Genomic DNA, 20,369 nt, shown 5'->3' on the forward strand with positions numbered 1-20,369 from the left:
ACGCCGGTTACCGCTACCGCATTCCCGCGCAATGCGATCCTTGAAGTAGCATGGCAAATTTCTGGGCCAGCGGGAGGGGCGTCCGATGCTGTCGTGCTATTGGCCATCCAAATGCGTAACCGGTCCACCCGACAAGCAGTGGGCTCAAGGTTCGCTTCCCATCGAGACCGCCACTCGATGAATGCCACTGCACTCCGAAGTGAACGCTCTGAAATCTGAAATAGACGAATGCGTAATCCGATTTGGACGACCATGAACGCGCAGACGCCTAGCCCATTCGACATGAAGGATCACCTGAAGGTACGAGGCTATCGCTGGTCGGATAGCAGCGACGCCGTCCACTGACATCCAGGCAATGGTCCGGGTGTGTCAGCCTTTTCAATTGCATATATAGCATAGTGCGGAGCCACTTGGGCCATGAAACGATTTACCTTCTCAGACATGAACCGTGCTTCGGGAGAAATCCTCGAAGCCGCTTTGGTCGAACCTGTCACCCTGACGAAGCGCGGGAAGGACAAACTCGTCATTCTGACCGCCGGGCAATATCGCAAGCTCATCGGATGACTACCAGCACGTTCGCCTCACGGGTGATCGTCAGCTCGTCTGGCCAAGCCCACCACCACCGTGGCGACGCGCTACGCATCCAAACCGCCGGCGACGTGAAATAGCCATATCAATTCAGACTGGTTAGCACTCGGCAGGCTAGAGTGCTAAAAAATTTCAGCTCCCCTCTTGAAACTCCAAAAATCGTAAACCAGATCGATCTGAACGCGATGGCGAAAGGATTCCGAGCCCCGCGTCGGCTTCGCTGCGATATGCGGCGCGGAAGGAAAATCTGTTTGTCCCTGAGGAGAGCAACATGACGTTCCGTCCCTTGCATGACCGAATCCTGGTTCGCCGCATCTTGGCGGAGGAGAAAACGGCCGGCGGCATCATCATCCCAGACACGGCGAAGGAAAAGCCACAGGAAGGTGAGGTCGTTGCCGCCGGCCCCGGTGCGCGCGACGACAATGGGCAATTGCGATCCCTCGATGTGAAGGTGGGCGATCGCATCCTGTTCGGCAAATGGTCGGGCACCGAGATCAAGCTCAATGGCGAGGATCTCCTGATCATGCAGGAAACTGACGTGATGGGCGTGATCGAGGTCGACGCCGCTGCGAGAAATGCGGCGTAGGGTCGATACCGCCCCCTGCTAACAAGGAATGCTGCCTGAGGAGGAGTAGAAAAATGGCTGCCAAGGAAGTGAAGTTCCATTCCGACGCCCGCGAAAAGATGCTGGCGGGTGTCGATATCCTCGCCAATGCGGTCAAGGTTACGCTCGGCCCCAAGGGGCGCAACGTTGTTATCGACAAGTCGTACGGCGCGCCCCGGATCACCAAGGACGGCGTCACTGTTGCCAAGGAAGTCGAGCTGGAGGACAAGTTCGAGAACATGGGCGCACAGATGGTGCGGGAAGTTGCCTCGAAGACCAGCGACATTGCCGGTGACGGCACCACCACCGCGACAATTCTCGCCCAGGCGATCGTCAAGGAAGGCGCGAAGGCCGTGGCGTCAGGCATGAACCCGATGGACCTGAAGCGCGGTATCGACAAAGCAGTCGAAGCCGTGGTCGAGGAACTGCGGAAGAACGCCCGTAAAGTTACCAGGAACGATGAGATCGCCCAGGTGGGCACCATCTCCGCCAACGGCGACACCGAGATTGGCCGCTTCCTTGCAGAAGCAATGGCAAAGGTCGGCAACGAAGGCGTCATCACCGTCGAGGAAGCCAAGACTGCCGTGACAGAGTTGGAAGTCGTCGAGGGCATGCAGTTCGACCGTGGTTATCTCTCGCCGTATTTTGTCACCAACCCAGAGAAGATGCGGGTTGAGCTCGAGGAACCCTACCTCCTGATCCACGAAAAGAAGCTTTCGAACCTGCAGGCGTTGCTTCCGGTCCTCGAGGCCGTGGTTCAGTCCGGGAAGCCCTTGCTTATCATTGCCGAGGACGTCGAAGGCGAGGCGCTGGCCACGCTCGTCGTCAACAAACTGCGCGGCGGCCTGAAGGTGGCTGCCGTCAAGGCTCCAGGCTTTGGCGACCGGCGCAAGGCGATGCTGGAGGACATAGCGATCCTAACAGGCGGGACCGCAGTCTCTGAGGACCTCGGCATCAAGCTCGAGAATGTGACCCTCAATATGCTTGGCGGCGCCAAGAAGGTCGTCGTCGAGAAGGAAAACACGACGATCGTCGACGGCGCAGGTTCGAAGACGGAGATTCATGGCCGCGTCGCGCAGATCAAGGCGCAGATCGAGGAAACAACGTCGGACTACGATCGCGAAAAGCTTCAGGAGCGGCTGGCCAAGCTTGCCGGCGGCGTGGCCGTCATCCGGGTCGGCGGCTCGACCGAGGTCGAGGTGAAGGAACGCAAGGACCGCGTCGACGACGCCATGCATGCCACGCGCGCGGCCGTCGAGGAAGGCGTGCTGCCCGGCGGTGGTGTCGCGTTGTTGAGGGCCGTCAAAGCACTGGACGGCGTTCAGACCGAGAATGCCGACCAGAGACACGGCATCCAGATCGTCCGCCGTGCACTCGAGGCGCCGGTGCGCCAGATCGCCGAGAATGCAGGTGCCGAGGGCTCGATCATCGTCGGCAAGCTGCGTGAGAAGACCGATTTTGGCTACGGCTGGAACGCCCAGACCAACGAGTTCGGTGATCTCTACGATCAGGGCGTGATCGACCCGGTCAAGGTCGTTCGCACCGCGCTGCAGGACGCCGCCTCGATCGCTGGCCTACTGATTACCACCGAGGCAATGGTCGCCGAGAAGCCGAAGAAGGATGTACCGCTGTCGCCGATGTCGGCAGGCGGCATGGACTACTAGGTGGATCAGCCAGGCCCGGCCCGTCGGGCGGGCCGCTCCCGGAGTGAGAGATCCGACGTCTTTGCCAACAAAGGAGGAGACGTGCTTGTGCGCGAGCGGCGCCAAGAAAATCTCCAAGACAACGGGAATTTCCAAGGATCCGGCCGCTATCAGAAACAGCTCCCTTTTGGATCTCCAGAGATGGACGATATCGCTTCCGGTCGACGGCGGCCTCGCCATCTCTTGATGCCCAAGAGCCCGATCCAGCCTCTGAAAGCCTAAGCTCGGGCCTCCTCACGGGCAGGCGACGCGCTGATCGTTGTGCTACCGCCTTCGAGCAGCCGATCCACGATCATGCGGCCGATCGGGATGGCCGAGGTCGCTGCGGGAGAGGGCGCGTTGCAGACGTGCAGCATTCGGTCCGTCTGCTTGAAGAGGAAGTCATGCACCAGGCTTCCGTCGGCCATGACCGCCTGTGCGCGAATGCCAGCCTGTGGCTTTTGCAGGTCATCAATTGTCAGCGACGGGCAATATTTCCGGCACTCCTTGAGGTAGCGTGCCCGCGATGCGGAATTGGCAAATTCGGAAATCGCCGAACGCCAGTTTTTCCGCGCCATTTTCCAGAAGCCGGCAAATGCAGCCATGCTGCCAACGTCCTTGAGCGCAAAGCTGCCCTTGACATAGCCTTCGCGCGCGAAGCCAAGCACGGCGTTCGGTCCAACCGTCATGCCGCCGTCAATCGTTCGCGTCAGGTGGATTCCGAGGAACGGCAAGTCTGGATCGGGGATCGGGTAGATCAGGCGCTGCGTCACCTTCGCCTTGGATGCGGGCAATGCGTAGTATTCGCCGCGGAACGGCACGATCCGATGATCGATCTTCACGCCGGCCATCAAAGCAATGCGGTCGGACTGGAGGCCAGCGCAGGCAATCAGCCTGCGGGCTTCGATAGTTCCGGACGCGCTTTCGATGCGTACCCCTTTTTCGTGTTCGTGAATCGCCCTGATCGCCACGCCGCGCCTGATTTCACCGCCTTGTTCCTCGATCTTTCGTGCCATGGCATGGCACACAATCGCGTAGTCGACGATGCCCGTGGAGTGAACGAGAAGGGCGCCGAGACCGGCGATATTCGGCTCGTCGGCTCTCAGCTTTGCGGTCGACAATCTGGTATAGTCGATGCCGTTGTGTCGCGCCCTGTCCTCGAGCGCCTCCATCCGCTGCATCTCCGCATCATTGGTCGCAACCAGCAACTTCCCGCAGGTTTCGAAGGGGATCCGATTCTCATCGCAAAAGCGCTTTGTCGCCTCCGCACCTTCACGGCAGAGTTTCGCCTTCAGTGAGCTTGGAGCATAATAGATCCCGGCATGGATAACGCCACTGTTGTGACCCGTCTGGTGCTTGGCAAGTTCGGCCTCTTTCTCCAAGACGACGATGCTGGCGCCAGGTGTTCTTTCCCGCAGCGCCATGGCGACCGCTAAGCCGACGATGCCACCTCCAATAATGCAATGGTCATACATGCTGCTATCCAAATCCGACTGGTCCGGCATAAAGCTAGCATTCACGCGCTTCGCCGTCTTGCGATCCTTATGGCGTAAGTCGCTCCAAGAGACCTTGCGAGAGACCGCTCCGCATCGGGCCCTCAGCATCTATTTCTGACGCGCCGACAGCACATTGCGGATGGAGAAACTGGAATTGATACGCAGCACACCCGGCAGGACGGAGAGGATCTCCTTGTGGATCCTTTCGAAGGCACCGGCGCTCTCGACGTCGACACGCAAGAGATAATCTGAGCCGCCCGTCATCAGGAAACATTCGCGAATTTCCGGATATTTGCGGACAGCCGCTTCAAAGCGGTTCAGATATTCCTCTGTCTGGCGCTCCAGAGTGATCTGGATGATCACGGCAATGGCTTCCTCACCAAGTACATCAACAAGCGCCGTATAACCCGTGATGATTCCTGCCTTTTCCATGAGGGCAATACGGCGCAGGCAAGCCGAGGCGGACAGGCCGACCTCCTTGCCAAGATCGACATTGGATATACGGGAGTTCAGGCGCAACTGCCGGATGATTTTCCGGTCGATGGCATCAATCTCATACATTACCACCTCATCTATTCGCGCAGCGCCGTCGCCTCACTCAGGGCCGATTGCATCGGCCATCCATCGCATAGGATGTTCGCCCCGAATAGAAGAGAATCGCTTCGTCTGGCAACGGCACGAGAAACCGGAGACCATTGCCTCCCGTTCGCCCTGCAATTGCCCCGACCAGGAAAGGTCAAATGTGCGCCTACTGAGAGCCTGGTGCCGCTGCTGATGGCCGAACAAACCGGCCATACCGCAGCACCCGGTCGCCGCAACTTCAACCGACGCGCCGAGTGCGGCAAAAAGCTTCTTCCAGGCCGTTGCTGCGGCGCCGACGCTTTCACTGCAATGAAGGAGCAATTTACCCGGCAGCCTTGCCGTGGCGAGTTTTGGCAGAACACGTCCGCGGGCGATCTCCTCGTTCAGGAACTCCTGGACCAACAGCAGCGGTTTGCCTGTCAGGCCAGCTTTTAGATATTCCTGGCGGACCATCATGATGAAGGCCGGGTCGACCCCTACCATCGCTCGACCACATGCCGCAACCACGTCGATCGCGGATCGCAGCTTGCGCGCCTGCCTGAAAAAGCGGGTTCTGTCGCCGAGCACGTGGGCCGCCTTTCCACCCGGGGACATGGAGACGAAGACAGGGCGATAGCCGAAGCCACGAAGGCCGTCCGCAAGTGCCATCGCGGCCTGGCTGTCGAAGAGGGCCGTAAACGGATCCTGCCAGACGAAGACCGTATCCTCATGCCATTGGCGCTGCGCGATCACCTCGGCGGAAAACGTCTGATACCCGCCGATGCCCACATCATTAAAGGCAATGAGCGGAAGGTCACGCAGACCCGTGACCTTCTCCATCAGCGGGTTGAATACCTTTGTAAAAACCGCCGCCAGCTTCCTGTGCCGAGCCAAAATCGGCGAGTATTCCTCCAGCAACAGCGCTACCCTATCGGCCAGCGATCGCCGGCGTTTCCGATAAAGCCGCTCGAGGAAGTGCGATTTCATCTCCGGTATGTCGACCTGCACCGGACAGCTCGTGGCGCAGGCCTTGCAGCCAAGGCATCCGTCGAGTGCGGCCAGGACATCGCTCTCCAGCTCTTTGGTCGCATGACCTTGCTGATGCGCCTGGTGCCAATGCCTTAGAGCGTCGGCGCGGCCCTTCGGAGAGTGGCGCAGGTCCCGCGTCGCCTTGAACGAGGGGCACATGACATTGCTGCGCTGATAGCTCAAACACTGAGCATTGCCATTGCACTTGAAGGCAAGGCTGAGAGGATCGTTCTCCTCGGTGTTGACGCTGCGAAACGGGGTTGTCCCAATGCCCATAAGGGATCCCGGATCACCGACGAGCTTTCCCGGATTGAAGCGATGCCTCGGATCAAACGCCCGTTTGACACGGCCAAACGCCTCATATGCGGCAGCGCCGACAAACTCCGCCAAGTAGGCGCCACGCACGCCCTTGCCGTGCTCTCCCCAGAAAATACCGCCATGCCGGCGCGTCAATTCGAAGACGCCATCCGAGATCGCCTTCATGATGACCCGGTCTTCCTCGCGATCGATATCGAGCGCGGGACGGATATGCAGACAGCCGACGTCAACGTGCCCGTACATGCCATAGTTCAAGCCGTGTCTGCTCAGCAGTGCTGTGAAGTCCTTTACAAAGGCGGCAAGGTTTTCGACAGGCACCACGCAGTCCTCGACAAAGGCAATCGGTCGGCGGGTGCCAGTGACCTTACCGAGCAAGCCAACGCTTGCCGCCCTGACCTGCCAGAGTGCTGCCATTTCGATATCGTCAACCGCTACATGACTTGCGATTGCGCCGGCAAGTGTCAGCGCGCGCTCCCGCAGGGCTTCGACCCGCCGCATCAGATCTGCTTCGTCGTCCCCGACGAACTCGACGAAATTGTAGGCGATCGGCTGACCGTCGCGAGCCCGCAGGCTGGCAGGCAGTGCTTGCAGAATTCCGGCCTTGTCGGCCAGACCCTGTACCCATTCGTCCATGACTTCAATTGCCAACGGATCATGCGCGAGGAGGGCGCTACCAGCATCCAGTGCCGCAGCGAATGTCTTAAAGCCAATGACAACCAATCGCTTGAATTTTGGCTTGCGCAACAGGCGCAAGCGCACCCGTGTGACGAGGCCGAGCGTGCCCTCCGCACCGATCGGCAAGCGCCACCATTCGAGGTCGCCTTCAGGCGGCTTCGCCCGTTCGAGATCATAGCCCGTAAACCTGCGCGAAAGTGCCGGGACCCGGCCAAGCAGAGCATCGCGACCCGACTGACATGCCGCTTCGATCTCCAAGAGCATTGGTTTGGCCCAATCAGGTGTCGGCGCATCACTATCCAGTGTTCGACCGCCATCGAGGACGATCTCCATTCCAAGCACGTTGTCGCTGGTCTTGCCGTAGCGCCTCGACCCTTTTCCGGATGCATCCGTGCTCACCATGCCGCCGATCGTACAGCGGCTTGCCGTCGAGGTCGTGGGCGCGAAGAACAGACCAGTTCCCACCAACTGGGCGTTCAACTCGTCGAGAACGATCCCCGGTTCAACCTCCACCCACTGCTCGTCAACGTTCACGTTAAGGAGGCGGTTCATGTACTTTTGAAAATCGACGATGATGCCGGCGTTCAGGCTCTGGCCGTTGGTGCCGGTGCCTCCTCCGCGTGCTGTCACCGGAACATCACACAGATCCTCGGCTTCAAGGACGCGCATCAACCGTCGAACATCCTCGGCATCGCGCGGAGCAACGACGATATCCGGCGTGATGGTGTAAATGCTGTTGTCCGTGGACATGGCCGCGAGCTGCGCGGCATCGGCCGCGGTGTCGCCCCGAAATCCTGCATCAGAAAGCAAGGCAGGAAGCCGTTGAAGAGCAATATGATAGGACATTTTCCTTATAGGCTTGTTCAGCATCGCTGTCGGTCCGGAGAAATCGAGGGATCCTGCATTGAACCACAAACAGGCAATTCGTATAATTAGAAAGATATGAAAGTTTTTTCGGAAAATACGAATATAGGCCTTCGCCATCTTCGCGCGGCACTAACGGTGATGGAGGAGGGATCCTTCAGCCGGGCAGCGCAACGGCTTGGCGTCGTGCCCTCCGCCCTGACCGAGACAATCCGAATGCTTGAGCTGGAGTGCGGGACGGCGATCTTCGACCGAAAGACGCGCCCTGTGAGAGCAACAGAAGCTGGCCAAGCGTTCCTCGAGGGCGCGCGCGATCTTCTCGATCGTTTCGAGCTTTCGCTGACCAACCTCAGACAGGTCGGCGGTCTCAAACGTGGCCGTGTAGCAATTGGCGCTGCACCGTCGGCCGTCCTGACCCCACTATCGCAGGCGATTACGAAGTTTCGCATCGACCATCCGGGAATTGACATTGTCGTCCATGATGACGTGGCCGAACGGCTGGCCGGCATGGTGGTGAACAGAACGCTTGATTTCGCGCTGGCTGGACCGGGATATGAATCGGCCGAATTGGAGAAAAGAAAGATCAGCGAGGACCCGTTTGGTCTCGTCTGCCACAGAGATCATCAGCTTGCACGGTCGTCGCGTCCAGTTATCTTGGCCGATATCAATCCGGAAGATGTGATCGCGCTCGACGGACAGGCCGGTATTGCAAGGATGCTTGCCGATTGCCCCGAATTGCCGCCGAGCCTGACGATCGGCCGTATCAAAACGTTCAGCACCATTGCGCAGTTGACCTTGATCAGCCGCAACGCCGGCGTGGCGCTGTTGCCACAGCACGCAGCGAAGGTCATCCAGAGCGATGAAATTGTCTTTCGCGCGATTGCCGATTTTCGGCTCGTCCGCTCGCTTTATCTGTTGACCCGCAGCCGCTCTAGTCTGCCGCCAGCCGCAGAGCGTTTCATCAGCTATCTCCCTGTAATCGATCCCCGCACGAAACGTTCAATGGCTTGAAGAAAATTGCAAGAACGCAGCCGCAATTGTTTGTTTCCGTGAAGAATTGAGCGAAAAATTCGTTCATTGGCCGATATCCTTGCCGCGTGCAATTTTGGGCCGGTTCATGAACAGCAGCACCGTCAATGTTACGCCCGCGACCGACGACAGATGCGGCGTTCTTTCAATCGACCTTGGGCCGTCGAGAGGGGCTGTTGCCGAGCATGGGACGCCCTGTCGATGGACAGCATAGCGATCGGCATAAATGTGCTGCCGCAAAAGGCAGACTGTTCTCAGTACACCGGTGGTACTTGGCAAATATCAAAGTTTGGAGATGATGGCTGAAGACACCGATACCATCTCCTTCAAAAACTCCCACCCGTTTGGGCCATCGTTACATCTGATCAGACTTTTCTGGGGTTCACTATGAAGATCACCGTGCTTGGTGCCGGCGTCATCGGCGTTACCACTGCCTACTATCTGGCGAAATCGGGACACGAGGTAACAGTGCTGGAGCGCCAGGGCGGACCGGCTCTGGAAACCAGCTACGCCAATGCCGGTGAGATCTCGCCCGGTTATGCATCGCCCTGGGCAGCGCCCGGAATTCCTCAAAAGGCCGTCAAATGGCTTTTCATGAAGCATGCGCCGTTGATCATACGTCCAACATTCGACCCAGCCACCTGGGCCTGGGTGACGGCAATGCTGCGCAACTGCACTTCAGCGCGCTACGCCATCAACAAGAGCCGTATGGTCCGTCTTGCCGAATACAGTCGCGATTGCCTGATTGAGCTCCGTGGCGAGACAGGCATCCCCTACGACGAGCGGACACAAGGGACCCTACAGCTCTTTCGCACGCAAAAGCAGCTCGATTCGATCACCAAGGACATCGAGGTTCTCGCAAAAGATGGCGTGCCGTTCCAAGTACTGGATCCGGCAGGATGCGTCGCCGCCGAGCCGGGACTGGCGCCGGTGAAGCATAAGATCGTCGGCGGTTTGCGCCTGCCCAACGACGAAACGGGCGACTGTTTCAAATTTACAAATGAACTCGCAAAGCGTGCGGAGGTATTGGGCGTGCGCTTCATCTATGGCGCAGACGTCCACAGGCTGCGCATCGAGAACAACCGGGTCAGGGCCGTCGAAACCTCGCACGGCGCGTTTGACAGTGACGTCTTCGTGGCCGCCTTTGGCAGTTTCACGCCAATCTTGTTGAAGCCGCTCGGACTGAAGGTTCCAATATACCCGGTGAAGGGATACTCAATCACAGTTCCGATCGTCGACGAGAGCCGGGCGCCTGTCTCGACGATCATGGACGAAACCTTCAAGATTGCCATCACCCGTCTCGGTGATCGGATCCGTGTAGGAGGCATGGCCGAAATCGCCCGTTTCAACAAGGACTTGCCGCCGACTCGTAAGGAAACACTTGCACATTCAGTTGAGGATCTGTTCGGTGGAGCAGGGGACCAGAGCAAGGCGCAGTTCTGGTGCGGCCTGCGCCCGATGACACCCGATGGGACGCCAATCATCGGCAAAACGGTCTACGACAACCTCTACCTGAATTCCGGGCATGGGACGCTTGGCTGGACGATGGCCTGCGGCTCGGGCCGCGTGCTGACGGATCTTATCAACAGGGCAAAACCGCAAATATCGACCGAGGGACTGGATCTTAGTCGCTATGGCTGACGTATGCCGCGGAATTCGTACGCAATCTTGATAAAATGCCGGCGCTACGGAATATGGCGCCGGCATTTTTATGAACTGGCGGCTCAGCGTGCTGCCCAGTTCGCACCGCGTCGGAAAATCGTCTTCATCTCAGGCACCGAGAATTCCTTGGCCTGATGGCCAAGCGAGGAATAAAAGACACGTCCCTTGCCGTATTTGCGCTTCCAGGCGACGGGCATCACCACCCCGTCAATCCAGTAGGCGTGGTCGCCGGTGAACCGCGTCGTCGCCAGCACCTCGTTGGAAGGATCGACATGCATGTAGTACTGCTCGGAGGTGTAGGGGAAGTCGCTGATGCCCTCCATGACAGGATCGTCGGGCCGGGTGATGTTGACCGTGTAGTCGATGATATTGCCGGGATGTGCGACCCACTGGCCGCCGACGATGAACTGGTATTCGACGCATTCACGGAAGCTGTCGCCAGCGCCGCCATGGTAGCCGGCAATACCGACACCACCCTCGATCGCGGCCGCAAGGTTCTTGATCTCTTCCTTTTCGATCTTCGACATCGTCACGATCGGTACGACAAGGCTGAGATCATGGACAGAGGGGTCTGCAAAGGCCTCGGTCGTGTGCTCGACGTAGACCTTGAACCCGTCCTCCTCCAGCATGTCCTTGATGATTGCGGCGCATTCCTGCGGCTCGTGGCCACTCCATCCGCCCCAGACGATCAGTGCTTCACGCATACTCTTCCTCCTGATGATTACTTGGCCAAGCGTCCGTCGACAAGCGACTGGGACAGCGGCATGGGCCGCTCGGTTTGAGTGGTGATGGCGACCGTGCGTCCGCTCTTAGAGGCCGTGTGGAAGGCTTCCATCACCTCCAGGACATGCAGAGCCAGATCGCCGTTGGCACGATGCGGCCGGTTCGAGCGGATGGCATGGGCCAGATCCGCGACACCGATCGAGCGATAGTTGCCGTCGCCATATGGTGCTGTCAGGGGCTGCTGCTCAAATGCCCCGCCCTTCTTCAGCAGTTCCACATCGCCGCCGAAGTGGTTGGGATCAGGGACAATCAGCGTGCCTTCGGTCCCGTAAATTTCGAGCGGCACGTGCTTGTGGCCGGCGACGTCGAAGCTCATGCCGATCTGTACGACCGCGCCATTGGCGAAAGCCATGAGACCGGCGACATGGGTGGGAACATGCACCGGAATATGCTCGCCATTTCTCGGTTCGCTGGTGATGACGCGCTCTTTGCGCGGCGTGACGGCAAAGCCGGCCACCTGTGCGACAGGTCCGAAAAGATTGACGAGATCTGTGATGTAATAGGGCCCCATGTCGAGCATCGGTCCGCCGCCGACCTCGTAATAGAAGGCCGGACTTGGATGCCAGCGCTCGTGGCCCGGGCACATGAAGGTCGCCGTTCCGCCGACCGGTTGGCCAATGACGCCTTGATCGATGAGCGTGCGCGCGCTCTGGTGCCCGCCACCCAGAAAGGTGTCGGGCGCAGCACCGATGCGCAAGCCCTTGGCTTTTGCGGCCTCCGCAAGTCGTTTGCCTTCCGCGAAGTTGATTCCAAGCGGCTTTTCCGAATAAGCGTGCTTACCAGCCTCAAGCGCCTGCAGACCAACCGCGACATGTGCCTTGGGGACCGTCAGATTGACGATGATCTCGACCTTCGGGTCGGCAAACAGTTCATCGATCTTTTTTGCGGGCACGCAGAACTCGGCGGCCTTTGCCACAGCCATATCGTGGTTGAGGTCAGCCACGCCGCGGACGTCAAGGATAGGAAAGGACGCCATCGCCTTCAGATAGGCGCCGGAGATGTTGCCGCACCCAATGATGCCGATACCGACTCGTTCCATGATTTCCTCCCGTTGGATGTCGTGATTTTGCTACCTAGAGCGCCGGACCGGTGGTGTTCCACGGCGACTCGTAGAGTTCGTAAAGCGCCACAGCGGCTGCCCCTTGCGCCCAGAAGTCGTCGGTCGAATCGTCGAAGACGAGTTCGGCAACACCCTTCAAGGACGGCGGGACGGCGAGGGCATAGGCGTTTCGCAGGCTGTCGAGAAACGGCTCCCCGAGTGCGAGGCTGGAGCCGACGAGGATAACCCGCGGCGGCGCAAACAAGGTAACGATATTGGCGATTGCCACACCGACGGCTTCGCCAGCGCGGATTGCGGCGTTGATCAAGGTGTTGTCTTCGGCCTTGATAAGCGCCTGGGCATGTGTCATTCCCCGTCCAAGCCGGATGGCCTCGGCGAAGCGGCCGCTGGCCGGTTGCTCACCTAGAATCTCGCTTTCGCCGGCCTGGCTCGACAGTCGCACGATGCCGCGCGGCCCCATGCCGAGCACCAAATCGCCAAGATTGTGGCTGAGGCCGCCGGCGCCACGAAAAAGCTGATTGTCGTGGAGCACGCCCAGTCCGAGTGTTTGCTCCAGGGAGATCAGTACCATGTCCTCCAGATCGCGCGCCTTGCCAAACCAGTGGTGGGCAAGCGTGATCGCATGCGCATCGCTTTCCACGATGGTCGAGGTATTGAGCCGGGCAGTCATTTCGCTGGCAAAGTCGACATTCATGTCGCGAAAGATCGGGCTACTGCGGATATGGCCGGTGCGGTGCTCGATCACACCGGGAAGACCAAGGCAAACAGTATCGACATCCTCGAGTGATAGCCCGGCATCGACCACGCAGCGGCGCACACCATCCTCGACGAGGTCGGCGATGACCCCGATCGGCTGACGATCGATGCGAATGGGAAGAGTGAGTTTCGACAGCACGTCTCCGCGAAAATCAGTCACGACGAAAACGAGGCGGTTGGCCGCAATCTTCGCGCCAACCACTCTTGCTGCATCCGGATTGAGTTCGAGCATGACGCGCGGTCTGCCGCGGGCCGCCTCGTTGCGAATATCCCCCTCGTGGCGCGGCAGGATGAGACCGTCATCGAGCAGCGAGGCGGTGATCGCTGACACCGTCGTCGTTGACAACTGGGTTCGCTCGCTGATCTCGACACGCGATATCGGCCCGTGACGGCGGATCGTATCCAGCACGTTCAAGCGGTTGATCGCGCGCATCAATTCGGGATCTGCGGTCTTCATGTGGTCTTGCCGGCTCTTCAATATCCCGCAAGGCGCGGGGCTTTTATTTTCAACGGTATACGAATTAAATAGCGCGCCGGCGACCCCACCTGTCAAGGCAAATCTGCCAATTTCGGCCAGGGGAGTTGACATTCGCCAAAACCTCCCGATGATTTAATCCGCATAAGGGAAAAATTGAAGAGGACGATTTTTGCCCTTCCTGGAGGAGAAATCATGTTTGACCATATGAAGGCAAAGGCCTTGCTCCGCAGCCGTTTCATTGCCCGCTCGGCGGCCACTGGGCTGGCGCTCCTGATTGCTGCGGGAAGTGCCGCAGCCGACACGACCGTCAAGTGGCTGCATCTTGAAATCGACCCGAACTATCTGGCGGTTTGGAAGAAGATCGCTGAAAAATACGAGGCTGAGCATCCTGGCGTAAAGATTGAGATGCAGTTTCTGGAAAACGAAGCCTTCAAGGCGAAGCTTCCGACACTGCTGCAATCGAGCGACGCCCCGGATCTATTTTTCAGTTGGGGCGGTGGCGTGCTGAAGCAGCAGCTTGCCACCGGTACACTGATGGACTTGACCGAAGCCATGAAGGCCAAGGATGGCGCCTGGCTGAAGAGCTATAATCCGGCATCGATCAACGGCCTGAGCTTCGACGGCAAGATCGGTGCAGTTCCCTACAAGATGGGCACGGTTTCCTTCTTCTATAACAAGCAGATGTTTGCAAAGGCGGGCGTCGACGCAGCGTCCATCAAGTCGTGGGACGATTATCTTGCTGCCGTCAAAAAGCTCAAGGATGCCGGCATCGTGCCGATTGCAGGTGGCGGCGGCGAAAAATGGCCGATCCATTTCTACTGGAGCTACCTGGTCATGCGCGACGGCGGCCAGAAGGTCTTCGATGCGGCCAAGAACGGGCAGGGCGAAGGCTTCAACGATCCGGCCATCATCAAGGCTGGCGAACAACTTGCTGAACTCGGCAAGCTCGAGCCGTTCCAGCCAGGCTACCTCGGTGCGACCTGGCCGCAGGCGCTTGGCGTCTTCGGTGACGGCAAGGCGGCGATGATCCTTGGTTTTGAAAACACCGCTGCCAACCAACGCACCAATTCCGGCGACGCAAAGGGCCTCGATCCCGACAATATCGGCCGCTTCGCGTTCCCTGCCGTCTCCGGCGGTGCTGGTGCCATAACCGACACGCTCGGCGGCTTGAATGGTTGGGCCGTAACAAAGAAGGCTCCACCCGAAACGCTCGATTTCCTTGCCTATCTGACAAACGCCGAAAACGAGCGCGAAATGGCCAAGGCCGGCATGCTCATCCCGGTCGCGGTCGGCGCGGAAGATGGGGTGACCAATCCGTTGATGCATCAAGCCGCCGAACAGCTCGCACATTCGACGTGGCACCAGAACTTCTTCGATCAGGATCTCGGCCCGTCTGTTGGCCGTGTGGTCAACGATGTCTCCGTTGCCATTGTTTCCGGCCAGATGAGCCCTGCCGATGGCGCTCAGCAGATCCAGGAAGCCTTCGAGCAGGATCAACTCTGATCACGACTATCTCGGCGCGGAGCAAGTATCCGCGCCGCCCTCAATCTGAATCAAGGGGATCGGCCTCCATGACCACCATCAGCGCGACAAGCCTCGTCCGTGCGCGCCCGACTGTCAGATCGTCGGTGCGCAGCAAGGATCCCAGCCTGGCGCGGCGCCTGCCGGTCCTGCTTCTGTTCCTGCCGCCAGCACTGCTGCTGTTTACGATCTTCGTCATCCTGCCGATGGGGGAGGCGGCCTGGTACAGCCTCTACAAGTGGGATGGTTACGGTCTGCCGACGCAGTTCGTCGGAATGCGAAATTTCGAGGTGCTGTTCAAGAACAGCGCCTTCCTGACGGCGTTGAAGAACAATGCCCTGATCATCGTCATTTCGATCCTGATCCAGATACCGCTCGCCATCTGGCTGGCGATGATGCTGGCCCACCGGATCGCCGGCGTGGTTGTCTTCCGCTTGATCTTCTTCCTGCCCTACGTCCTGGCCGAGGTGGCAGCGGGCCTCATCTGGCGCTTCGTCTATGACGGCGACTATGGCTTGTTTGCCTCGGCTGCCCACCTCATCGGCGTCGAGACCCCCTATGTTCTGGCCGACAAGGACCTGGCGATTTATGCGGTGCTGGCGGTCGTCGTCTGGAAGTATTTCGGCTTCCACATGATGCTCTTCATCGCAGGGCTGCAGTCGCTCGACAAGAGCGTGCTGGAGGCTGCCGAAATCGACGGCGCGAGCGGCTGGCAGCGGTTCCGCTATATCACACTGCCGCTTCTCGGCTCGACGGTCCGCCTGTCCGTCTTCTTCGCAGTCGTTGGCTCGCTGCAGCTCTTCGACCTCATCATGCCGCTGACGGGTGGCGGGCCGTTCAATGCAACGCAGACCATGGTCACCTTCCTGTTCAACTTCGGCGTCACGCGCATGCAGGTCGGCCTCGGCAGTGCCGTCGGCGTCGTCCTGTTCGTGATCTGCGTGACGCTTGCCTTCGGTTATAAACGGATATTCATGCGCAATGACTGACATGGCCTCGACCGCCCGGATTGCGACCGGCACGAAGATCTACCTCTATGTCTCGCTGACGATCATCGCCGCGATCGTCTTGGTGCCTCTGCTGACAACAGCGCTTGGCGGCTTCAAGGATCTCGGCGACCTGCGCACCAACCCCTTCGGGCTGCCGGTCGCATGGCATCCGGAGAACTACACCGACATTCTCTTCGGGGATCGCTACTGGCGGCAGATGATGAATTCGCTGATCATCGCGACGTTGACTGTCTGTCTGACCGTTTCGGTCTCAGCCATGGCCGCCTTCACCTTCGCGCACGTAAAGTTCTTCGGCGCCGGCTTCCTGCTCAACTATTTCCTGATTGGCCTGATGTTCCCGGCTGCGACTGCCATCCTGCCCCTCTTCATCCGAATCCGTGACCTTGGCTTGTTGAATTCATACTGGGGGGTTGTCTTGCCGCAGGTCTCCTTCGGCCTCGGCATGAGCATTCTCCTGTTCCGGAATTATTTTCGCAACCTTCCGGAAGAATTGTTCCAGGCCGCCATCGTCGACGGATGTGGCTACATCCGGTTTTTCTGGCACATCTCGCTGCCCCTCTCGCGGCCGATCATCGCAACCGTCAGCATCATCTCCTTCGTCGGCAGCTGGAACAGCTACATCCTGCCGCTGATCATGCTGAACTCGGAAACGATGTATCCTTGGCCGCTCGGCATTATGGTGTATCGCGGCGAGTTTGGCACCGCCTGGCAGTTGGTGCTCGCCTTCATCACCTTGACGATCATGCCGACCATCATCGTCTTCTTCCTGGCGCAGAAGCATATCATCGCCGGCTTGACCGCGGGCGCGGTCAAGTCCTGATCCGAACCCTTCAAACTGGACCGTTTTTGGTTAGAGTTTTCCGGTTATTTTTCCTGGCCGGGAAACGAACGGAAGACGCGATCGAAGTACATCAATCGAGGTCCGAGGGTAGTCCTTGCTGCGATCAAGGTGCATCAAGCATGATCTTTTGCCGTGGATGATCATGCGTCGGAGACAGATCCTGCTTGCCTCCGGTCGAGTCTTGGCGCGCAACCACCCCTAGCCAGGCAGCGACATCACGCGCCTTTGAGAAGTGTGCTGCAGGTGTTGGCGGTTGGCGTCAGATCTTGACGAGCATGGCGGTCACATACATGAACGCCAGTCCGGCCGCGATGCCGCCGAATGCTGTAGGGCTGAGGACCTGCGCGTAGTCCCCACGGTTGCCGTTCCTTGCGAGCAACGCCGTGACTTCGACGATAACCTGCGCGATAGCGCCGGCGCCAATCGCCAGGGCGATCGCGGTCCAGTGCGGGGCGACGGCCAAGCTGCCGAGCCAGATGCCGAGAACAGCAGGACCGCCGGCCAGCAGCGTCAGGCCCACAAAGTGAACGAGCTTTGGCCGGATCTTCAGGATAGGAACGGCGATGCCGATTCCCTCGGTGATATTGTGGAGGGCGAAACCGAGCACCAGGAACGTTCCGAGTCCCGCCGCGCCGGCCGCGAAAGCCGCGCCAATGGCGAGACCTTCGCCGAAATTGTGCAGTCCGATACCGAGGGCGATATAAGCCGCGAGCGCGAGGCCCGTCGGAGAGCCATGGCGGCGTCCGACCGCGACCAGCGCCAGGAAACTTGCTGCCGCAACCAGGACGACCATGACGCTTCCCTGGAAGATCGCAGCCGACCGGTTTGCAAATTCCAGCGCCTCGATCATCGTGTCGACAAGCAGGAAGGCGAGCAGCCCGACCGTCATGGCCAGCAGAAAGGTCATCGTGCCACGGCCGGCGCCACGAAGCGCCGGGTAGCAAAGCAATCCGATCGCGACGGGCAGGATGCCGACGAAGGCACCAAGGACGGCTTGAGACACCAACGCGCCTTGGCTGGCCTTGGGCGTCGGGACGGCAACCGGGATTTCATGATCGAAGGTGGCGCCCGTGTTGGTGACGAACGTGACCTTGTGCGCTTCGCCGAGAACCCAAGGGAAGGGGAGCGCCACCCAGGCTGTGTCGCCGCGGGAGATCGTTCCGGCAGGTTCCTGCTTGAACTGCCAGTAGGCGGCGTCGACCTGTACCTGCGCGATCGTCATCGGCTCCGATCCGCCGGCGCGGACGAGCATCCGCAAGCCGTCCTGATCGAGCACGGTGCGCTCGACGCTCAGGTTTTCGACCGGCGGTGCGCCGTTGCTGAAGCCTCGCAGCGGGTCGCTCTGCAACAGCCATAGCACTGCGGCGGCCAACACGAGCAACGGTAAAAGAAGCCACAGAAGATGCTGGCGGCTCGGCGCGACCGTGGAGACGGGCAGGAAGTTACGCGGGTTCTCATTCATGACAACGTCTCCACAACATCGAACATGCCCATCCAGCCGAGCTCGGTGAATTCGGATTGGTGGGCGTGGAACATGTAAAGCCCGGCTTCATGCTCCTTGAAGGTGAACTCCAGGAGGCCGCGCTGGGCCTGGCATTGCGTGATGAGGTCGACCGTCCGCAGCGTCGGCGTCAGCGTCGTTCCCGTATCGTAGTAGTCGAAGAAGTTCCCATGGAGATGGAACGAGTTGATCGGGTCGAACTCCGTGATGTTCACCAGATAGATGCGCACCGGCCGGCCTTTTTCGATCCTGATCGGCTCCTTGGCGTAGCAATGGGCGATGGTGTTGCAGGCATAGAACTCGTTCTCGCCGTCGAAATTGGTGTCGAAGGCGTTCATGACCATCGCCAGTTCCTGCCATTCGGCATTTTCCGGCGAGCCATGCAGGCGGGACTTCGCCACCTCGGCGTTGTCGGAGTGGAGCGCCGGATCGGGATCGATCACGAAGAGGCCGTACATGCCCTTGTGGATGTGCCGGGCAAGCGGCAGGGCGTGGCAGTGATAGAGGTGACAGCCGAAGGGCTTGGCGTCGAACTCGTAGACGAACTCCTCGCCAGGGCCGATGACGCCGGCACCAGGGACGCCGTCCATGCGTGACGAGTGGATGCCGTGAAAATGCAAGGAATGAGGATGCGAGCCGTTATTGATGAGCTTGATGCTCAGGCGCTCCCCCTCGGTCGCCCGAAGGGCGGGACCGGGGACGCGGCCGTTATAGGTCCAGGCGGGAAACATGACGCCGGGTGCAATTTCGATTTCCTTTTCTTCGACGGTGATTTCGAAGCGGCGCAGCTTGCGCCCATCGGGCAGATCGCTCAATTCGCCCGTATACCAGTCGGTAAGTATGCTCGTCGGATCGAACCCGTTGCGTGCATTGTCGACATTTCCAACGGTGATCATCGCGCCGTGCGCGGAATGGTGGGCAGGAGCAATGTCGCCACTCTTCATGGCGGACGCCGCGGCACCATGATCGCCGGAATGGGCCTGTTGAGCCGCCGTGTTGACGGTGCAGATGCTCGTGGCACCGAGTGTTGCGATCCCGCCTCCGAGGAGGCTTCTCCTGCTCAAGGCCGTCTGTGCCCACTTCAACATTTTAGAGAAAGCTCCAATTAGCAATTTAAATGAAATAAAGCATTATAACAGGATTATAGCAAGAGCTATATTTCTGGCTCATAGGCAAATGAAGATTGGAAATATAGCCGTTGCTATGTTAGCGTAACGCTGGAGAAAAATTATGAGCAGGCGGAATTGAATTGAACGAGAAGCTTGGTCAGTCAATCGAAATTGAGAGTGCGCTTGTCGCAGCCGACGCCCAGATGGAAAGCTTCCGGCAGGCGCGCAACAACCGCCGCAGCGAACTCGTGGAAGATTACGTCGAACTCATCGCCGACCTTCTCGCCGACCGCGGCGAGGCGCGGCAGGTGGATATTGCCCAGCGCCTGGGCGTTGCGCAGCCGACGGTCGCCAAGATGCTGAAGCGGCTGATTGCGGAAGGCTATATCCAGCAACGCCCGTATCGGGGTGTTTTCCTGACAGGTACCGGCAAGGAATTGGCGCGCGTCAGTCGCGAGAGGCATCAGATCGTGGAATTGTTTCTCTGCTCTCTCGGCGTCAGCATCGAGACGGCGCGGATGGATGCGGAGGGTATCGAGCATCACGTCAGTCCTGAAACTTTGGAGGCCATGAAGCGGTTCACGCCCAAGCGACACCTGTAAAGAGGTCCGTCAGATGATCGCCGTTTAATGTCCGAGGTCTCTGCGCCCAGCATATTCACAGCAAGCAAGGAGGAAAACGGGAGCCTTGGTTGCACGGGCGCGGCTGGTGGCCGTTAAAGTATTGACTGCGTCGATCATTGCGGACCCCAACGCAAAGCATCTCATGGACTTCGTGGTGTGAGAATGGACGATGTGTGGCT

Annotated in this window: 17 protein-coding genes and 1 pseudogene; 9 read left to right on the forward strand and 9 right to left on the reverse strand. The window is 59.3% G+C overall.

Annotated elements, in window-relative coordinates; all coding sequences use genetic code 11:
* The first annotated feature begins 417 nt into the window (after window positions 1-417).
* The 3 genes from K9B32_RS12490 (at window position 418) to groL (ending at window position 2,856) form a co-directional block, all read left to right on the forward strand.
* A complete protein-coding gene (locus tag K9B32_RS12490) occupies window positions 418-564 on the forward strand; it encodes a type II toxin-antitoxin system prevent-host-death family antitoxin (protein WP_224562412.1) in 147 nt (48 codons plus the stop codon).
* A gap of 295 nt (window positions 565-859) precedes the next feature.
* Window positions 860-1,174 carry a co-chaperone GroES gene (locus K9B32_RS12495; RefSeq protein ID WP_224562414.1) on the forward strand — a complete coding sequence of 105 codons (315 nt, stop codon included), beginning with the start codon at window positions 860-862 and terminating at the stop codon, window positions 1,172-1,174.
* 53 nt (window positions 1,175-1,227) lie between these two features.
* Window positions 1,228-2,856 (forward strand): chaperonin GroEL, encoded by a 1,629-nt coding sequence (gene groL, locus K9B32_RS12500; protein ID WP_224562415.1) that lies wholly within the window; start codon window positions 1,228-1,230, stop codon window positions 2,854-2,856.
* 257 nt (window positions 2,857-3,113) lie between these two features.
* Here groL and lhgO read toward each other — a convergent pair whose 3' ends face one another.
* The 3 genes from lhgO to K9B32_RS12515 all read right to left on the reverse strand — a co-directional run bounded on the left by lhgO (window position 3,114) and on the right by K9B32_RS12515 (window position 7,799).
* Complete coding sequence (gene lhgO, locus K9B32_RS12505) at window positions 3,114-4,349, reverse strand: L-2-hydroxyglutarate oxidase (protein WP_224562416.1); 1,236 nt, start codon at window positions 4,347-4,349, stop codon at window positions 3,114-3,116.
* 129 nt (window positions 4,350-4,478) lie between these two features.
* Window positions 4,479-4,931, reverse strand: a complete 453-nt coding sequence (locus tag K9B32_RS12510; protein ID WP_224562417.1) for an Lrp/AsnC family transcriptional regulator — start codon at window positions 4,929-4,931, stop codon at window positions 4,479-4,481.
* Window positions 4,932-4,964: 33 nt separating this feature from the next.
* The gene (locus tag K9B32_RS12515; protein ID WP_224562418.1) at window positions 4,965-7,799 is read right to left on the reverse strand and encodes an FAD-binding and (Fe-S)-binding domain-containing protein; all 2,835 of its coding nucleotides are present in this window, start codon (window positions 7,797-7,799) and stop codon (window positions 4,965-4,967) included.
* 96 nt (window positions 7,800-7,895) lie between these two features.
* Here K9B32_RS12515 and K9B32_RS12520 point away from each other — a divergent pair, with 96 nt between their 5' ends.
* Both K9B32_RS12520 and K9B32_RS12525 read left to right on the forward strand, forming a co-directional pair.
* On the forward strand, window positions 7,896-8,828 hold the full coding sequence (locus K9B32_RS12520; RefSeq protein ID WP_224562419.1) for a LysR family transcriptional regulator: 933 nt from the start codon (window positions 7,896-7,898) through the stop codon (window positions 8,826-8,828).
* A gap of 405 nt (window positions 8,829-9,233) precedes the next feature.
* Window positions 9,234-10,487 carry a D-amino acid dehydrogenase gene (locus tag K9B32_RS12525; RefSeq protein WP_224562420.1) on the forward strand — a complete coding sequence of 418 codons (1,254 nt, stop codon included), beginning with the start codon at window positions 9,234-9,236 and terminating at the stop codon, window positions 10,485-10,487.
* 83 nt (window positions 10,488-10,570) lie between these two features.
* Here K9B32_RS12525 and K9B32_RS12530 read toward each other — a convergent pair whose 3' ends face one another.
* From K9B32_RS12530 to K9B32_RS12540, 3 genes are read right to left on the reverse strand one after another with little or no spacing between them, the layout of a single operon-like run.
* Window positions 10,571-11,212 (reverse strand): ThuA domain-containing protein, encoded by a 642-nt coding sequence (locus K9B32_RS12530; protein WP_224562421.1) that lies wholly within the window; start codon window positions 11,210-11,212, stop codon window positions 10,571-10,573.
* Between the two features lie 17 nt (window positions 11,213-11,229).
* Complete coding sequence (locus K9B32_RS12535; RefSeq protein WP_224562431.1) at window positions 11,230-12,330, reverse strand: Gfo/Idh/MocA family protein; 1,101 nt, start codon at window positions 12,328-12,330, stop codon at window positions 11,230-11,232.
* Window positions 12,331-12,364: 34 nt separating this feature from the next.
* Entirely contained in the window at window positions 12,365-13,564 is a 1,200-nt protein-coding gene (locus K9B32_RS12540; RefSeq protein WP_224562433.1) for an ROK family transcriptional regulator, read from the reverse strand.
* 213 nt (window positions 13,565-13,777) lie between these two features.
* Here K9B32_RS12540 and K9B32_RS12545 point away from each other — a divergent pair, with 213 nt between their 5' ends.
* From K9B32_RS12545 to K9B32_RS12555, 3 genes are all read left to right on the forward strand, one after another.
* Window positions 13,778-15,088 carry an ABC transporter substrate-binding protein gene (locus tag K9B32_RS12545; protein WP_224562435.1) on the forward strand — a complete coding sequence of 437 codons (1,311 nt, stop codon included), beginning with the start codon at window positions 13,778-13,780 and terminating at the stop codon, window positions 15,086-15,088.
* A gap of 68 nt (window positions 15,089-15,156) precedes the next feature.
* A complete protein-coding gene (locus K9B32_RS12550; RefSeq protein ID WP_224562437.1) occupies window positions 15,157-16,095 on the forward strand; it encodes a carbohydrate ABC transporter permease in 939 nt (312 codons plus the stop codon).
* Window positions 16,088-16,936, forward strand: a complete 849-nt coding sequence (locus tag K9B32_RS12555; protein WP_007787961.1) for a carbohydrate ABC transporter permease — start codon at window positions 16,088-16,090, stop codon at window positions 16,934-16,936. The genes K9B32_RS12550 and K9B32_RS12555 overlap by 8 nt, the downstream gene beginning before the upstream one ends.
* A gap of 124 nt (window positions 16,937-17,060) precedes the next feature.
* Here K9B32_RS12555 and K9B32_RS12560 read toward each other — a convergent pair.
* The 3 genes and pseudogenes from K9B32_RS12560 to K9B32_RS12570 form a co-directional block, all read right to left on the reverse strand.
* Window positions 17,061-17,156 (reverse strand): annotated as a pseudogene (locus K9B32_RS12560) (hypothetical protein); the annotation flags it as partial.
* Window positions 17,157-17,216: 60 nt separating this feature from the next.
* Window positions 17,217-18,419, reverse strand: a complete 1,203-nt coding sequence (locus K9B32_RS12565; RefSeq protein WP_224562439.1) for a ZIP family metal transporter — start codon at window positions 18,417-18,419, stop codon at window positions 17,217-17,219.
* On the reverse strand, window positions 18,416-19,546 hold the full coding sequence (locus tag K9B32_RS12570; RefSeq protein ID WP_224562441.1) for a multicopper oxidase domain-containing protein: 1,131 nt from the start codon (window positions 19,544-19,546) through the stop codon (window positions 18,416-18,418). The genes K9B32_RS12565 and K9B32_RS12570 overlap by 4 nt, the downstream gene beginning before the upstream one ends.
* A 161-nt stretch (window positions 19,547-19,707) precedes the next feature.
* On the opposite strand from K9B32_RS12570, the gene mntR reads away from it, so the two are divergent.
* A complete protein-coding gene (gene mntR / locus K9B32_RS12575) occupies window positions 19,708-20,169 on the forward strand; it encodes a manganese-binding transcriptional regulator MntR (RefSeq protein ID WP_224562443.1) in 462 nt (153 codons plus the stop codon).
* The last annotated feature ends 200 nt before the right edge of the window (window positions 20,170-20,369 follow it).

The sequence above is a fragment of the Rhizobium sp. 3T7 genome, assembly GCF_020166565.1.
GTDB lineage: Bacteria > Pseudomonadota > Alphaproteobacteria > Rhizobiales > Rhizobiaceae > Rhizobium.

Excerpts from the sequence above, each read along its gene's own strand:
- K9B32_RS12510 (WP_224562417.1), bottom strand. The coding sequence starts at position 4,931 with ATGTATGAGATTGATGCCATCGACCGGAAAATCATCCGGCAGTTGCGC.
- K9B32_RS12570 (WP_224562441.1), bottom strand. The coding sequence starts at position 19,546 with ATGTTGAAGTGGGCACAGACGGCCTTGAGCAGGAGAAGCCTCCTCGGA.
- K9B32_RS12495 (WP_224562414.1), top strand. The coding sequence starts at position 860 with ATGACGTTCCGTCCCTTGCATGACCGAATCCTGGTTCGCCGCATCTTG.
- K9B32_RS12530 (WP_224562421.1), bottom strand. The coding sequence starts at position 11,212 with ATGCGTGAAGCACTGATCGTCTGGGGCGGATGGAGTGGCCACGAGCCG.
- K9B32_RS12535 (WP_224562431.1), bottom strand. The coding sequence starts at position 12,330 with ATGGAACGAGTCGGTATCGGCATCATTGGGTGCGGCAACATCTCCGGC.
- lhgO (WP_224562416.1), bottom strand. The coding sequence starts at position 4,349 with ATGTATGACCATTGCATTATTGGAGGTGGCATCGTCGGCTTAGCGGTC.
- K9B32_RS12540 (WP_224562433.1), bottom strand. The coding sequence starts at position 13,564 with ATGAAGACCGCAGATCCCGAATTGATGCGCGCGATCAACCGCTTGAAC.
- groL (WP_224562415.1), top strand. The coding sequence starts at position 1,228 with ATGGCTGCCAAGGAAGTGAAGTTCCATTCCGACGCCCGCGAAAAGATG.
- K9B32_RS12555 (WP_007787961.1), top strand. The coding sequence starts at position 16,088 with ATGACTGACATGGCCTCGACCGCCCGGATTGCGACCGGCACGAAGATC.
- K9B32_RS12515 (WP_224562418.1), bottom strand. The coding sequence starts at position 7,799 with ATGTCCTATCATATTGCTCTTCAACGGCTTCCTGCCTTGCTTTCTGAT.
- K9B32_RS12490 (WP_224562412.1), top strand. The coding sequence starts at position 418 with ATGAAACGATTTACCTTCTCAGACATGAACCGTGCTTCGGGAGAAATC.
- K9B32_RS12550 (WP_224562437.1), top strand. The coding sequence starts at position 15,157 with ATGACCACCATCAGCGCGACAAGCCTCGTCCGTGCGCGCCCGACTGTC.
- K9B32_RS12525 (WP_224562420.1), top strand. The coding sequence starts at position 9,234 with ATGAAGATCACCGTGCTTGGTGCCGGCGTCATCGGCGTTACCACTGCC.
- K9B32_RS12545 (WP_224562435.1), top strand. The coding sequence starts at position 13,778 with ATGTTTGACCATATGAAGGCAAAGGCCTTGCTCCGCAGCCGTTTCATT.
- K9B32_RS12520 (WP_224562419.1), top strand. The coding sequence starts at position 7,896 with ATGAAAGTTTTTTCGGAAAATACGAATATAGGCCTTCGCCATCTTCGC.
- K9B32_RS12565 (WP_224562439.1), bottom strand. The coding sequence starts at position 18,419 with ATGAATGAGAACCCGCGTAACTTCCTGCCCGTCTCCACGGTCGCGCCG.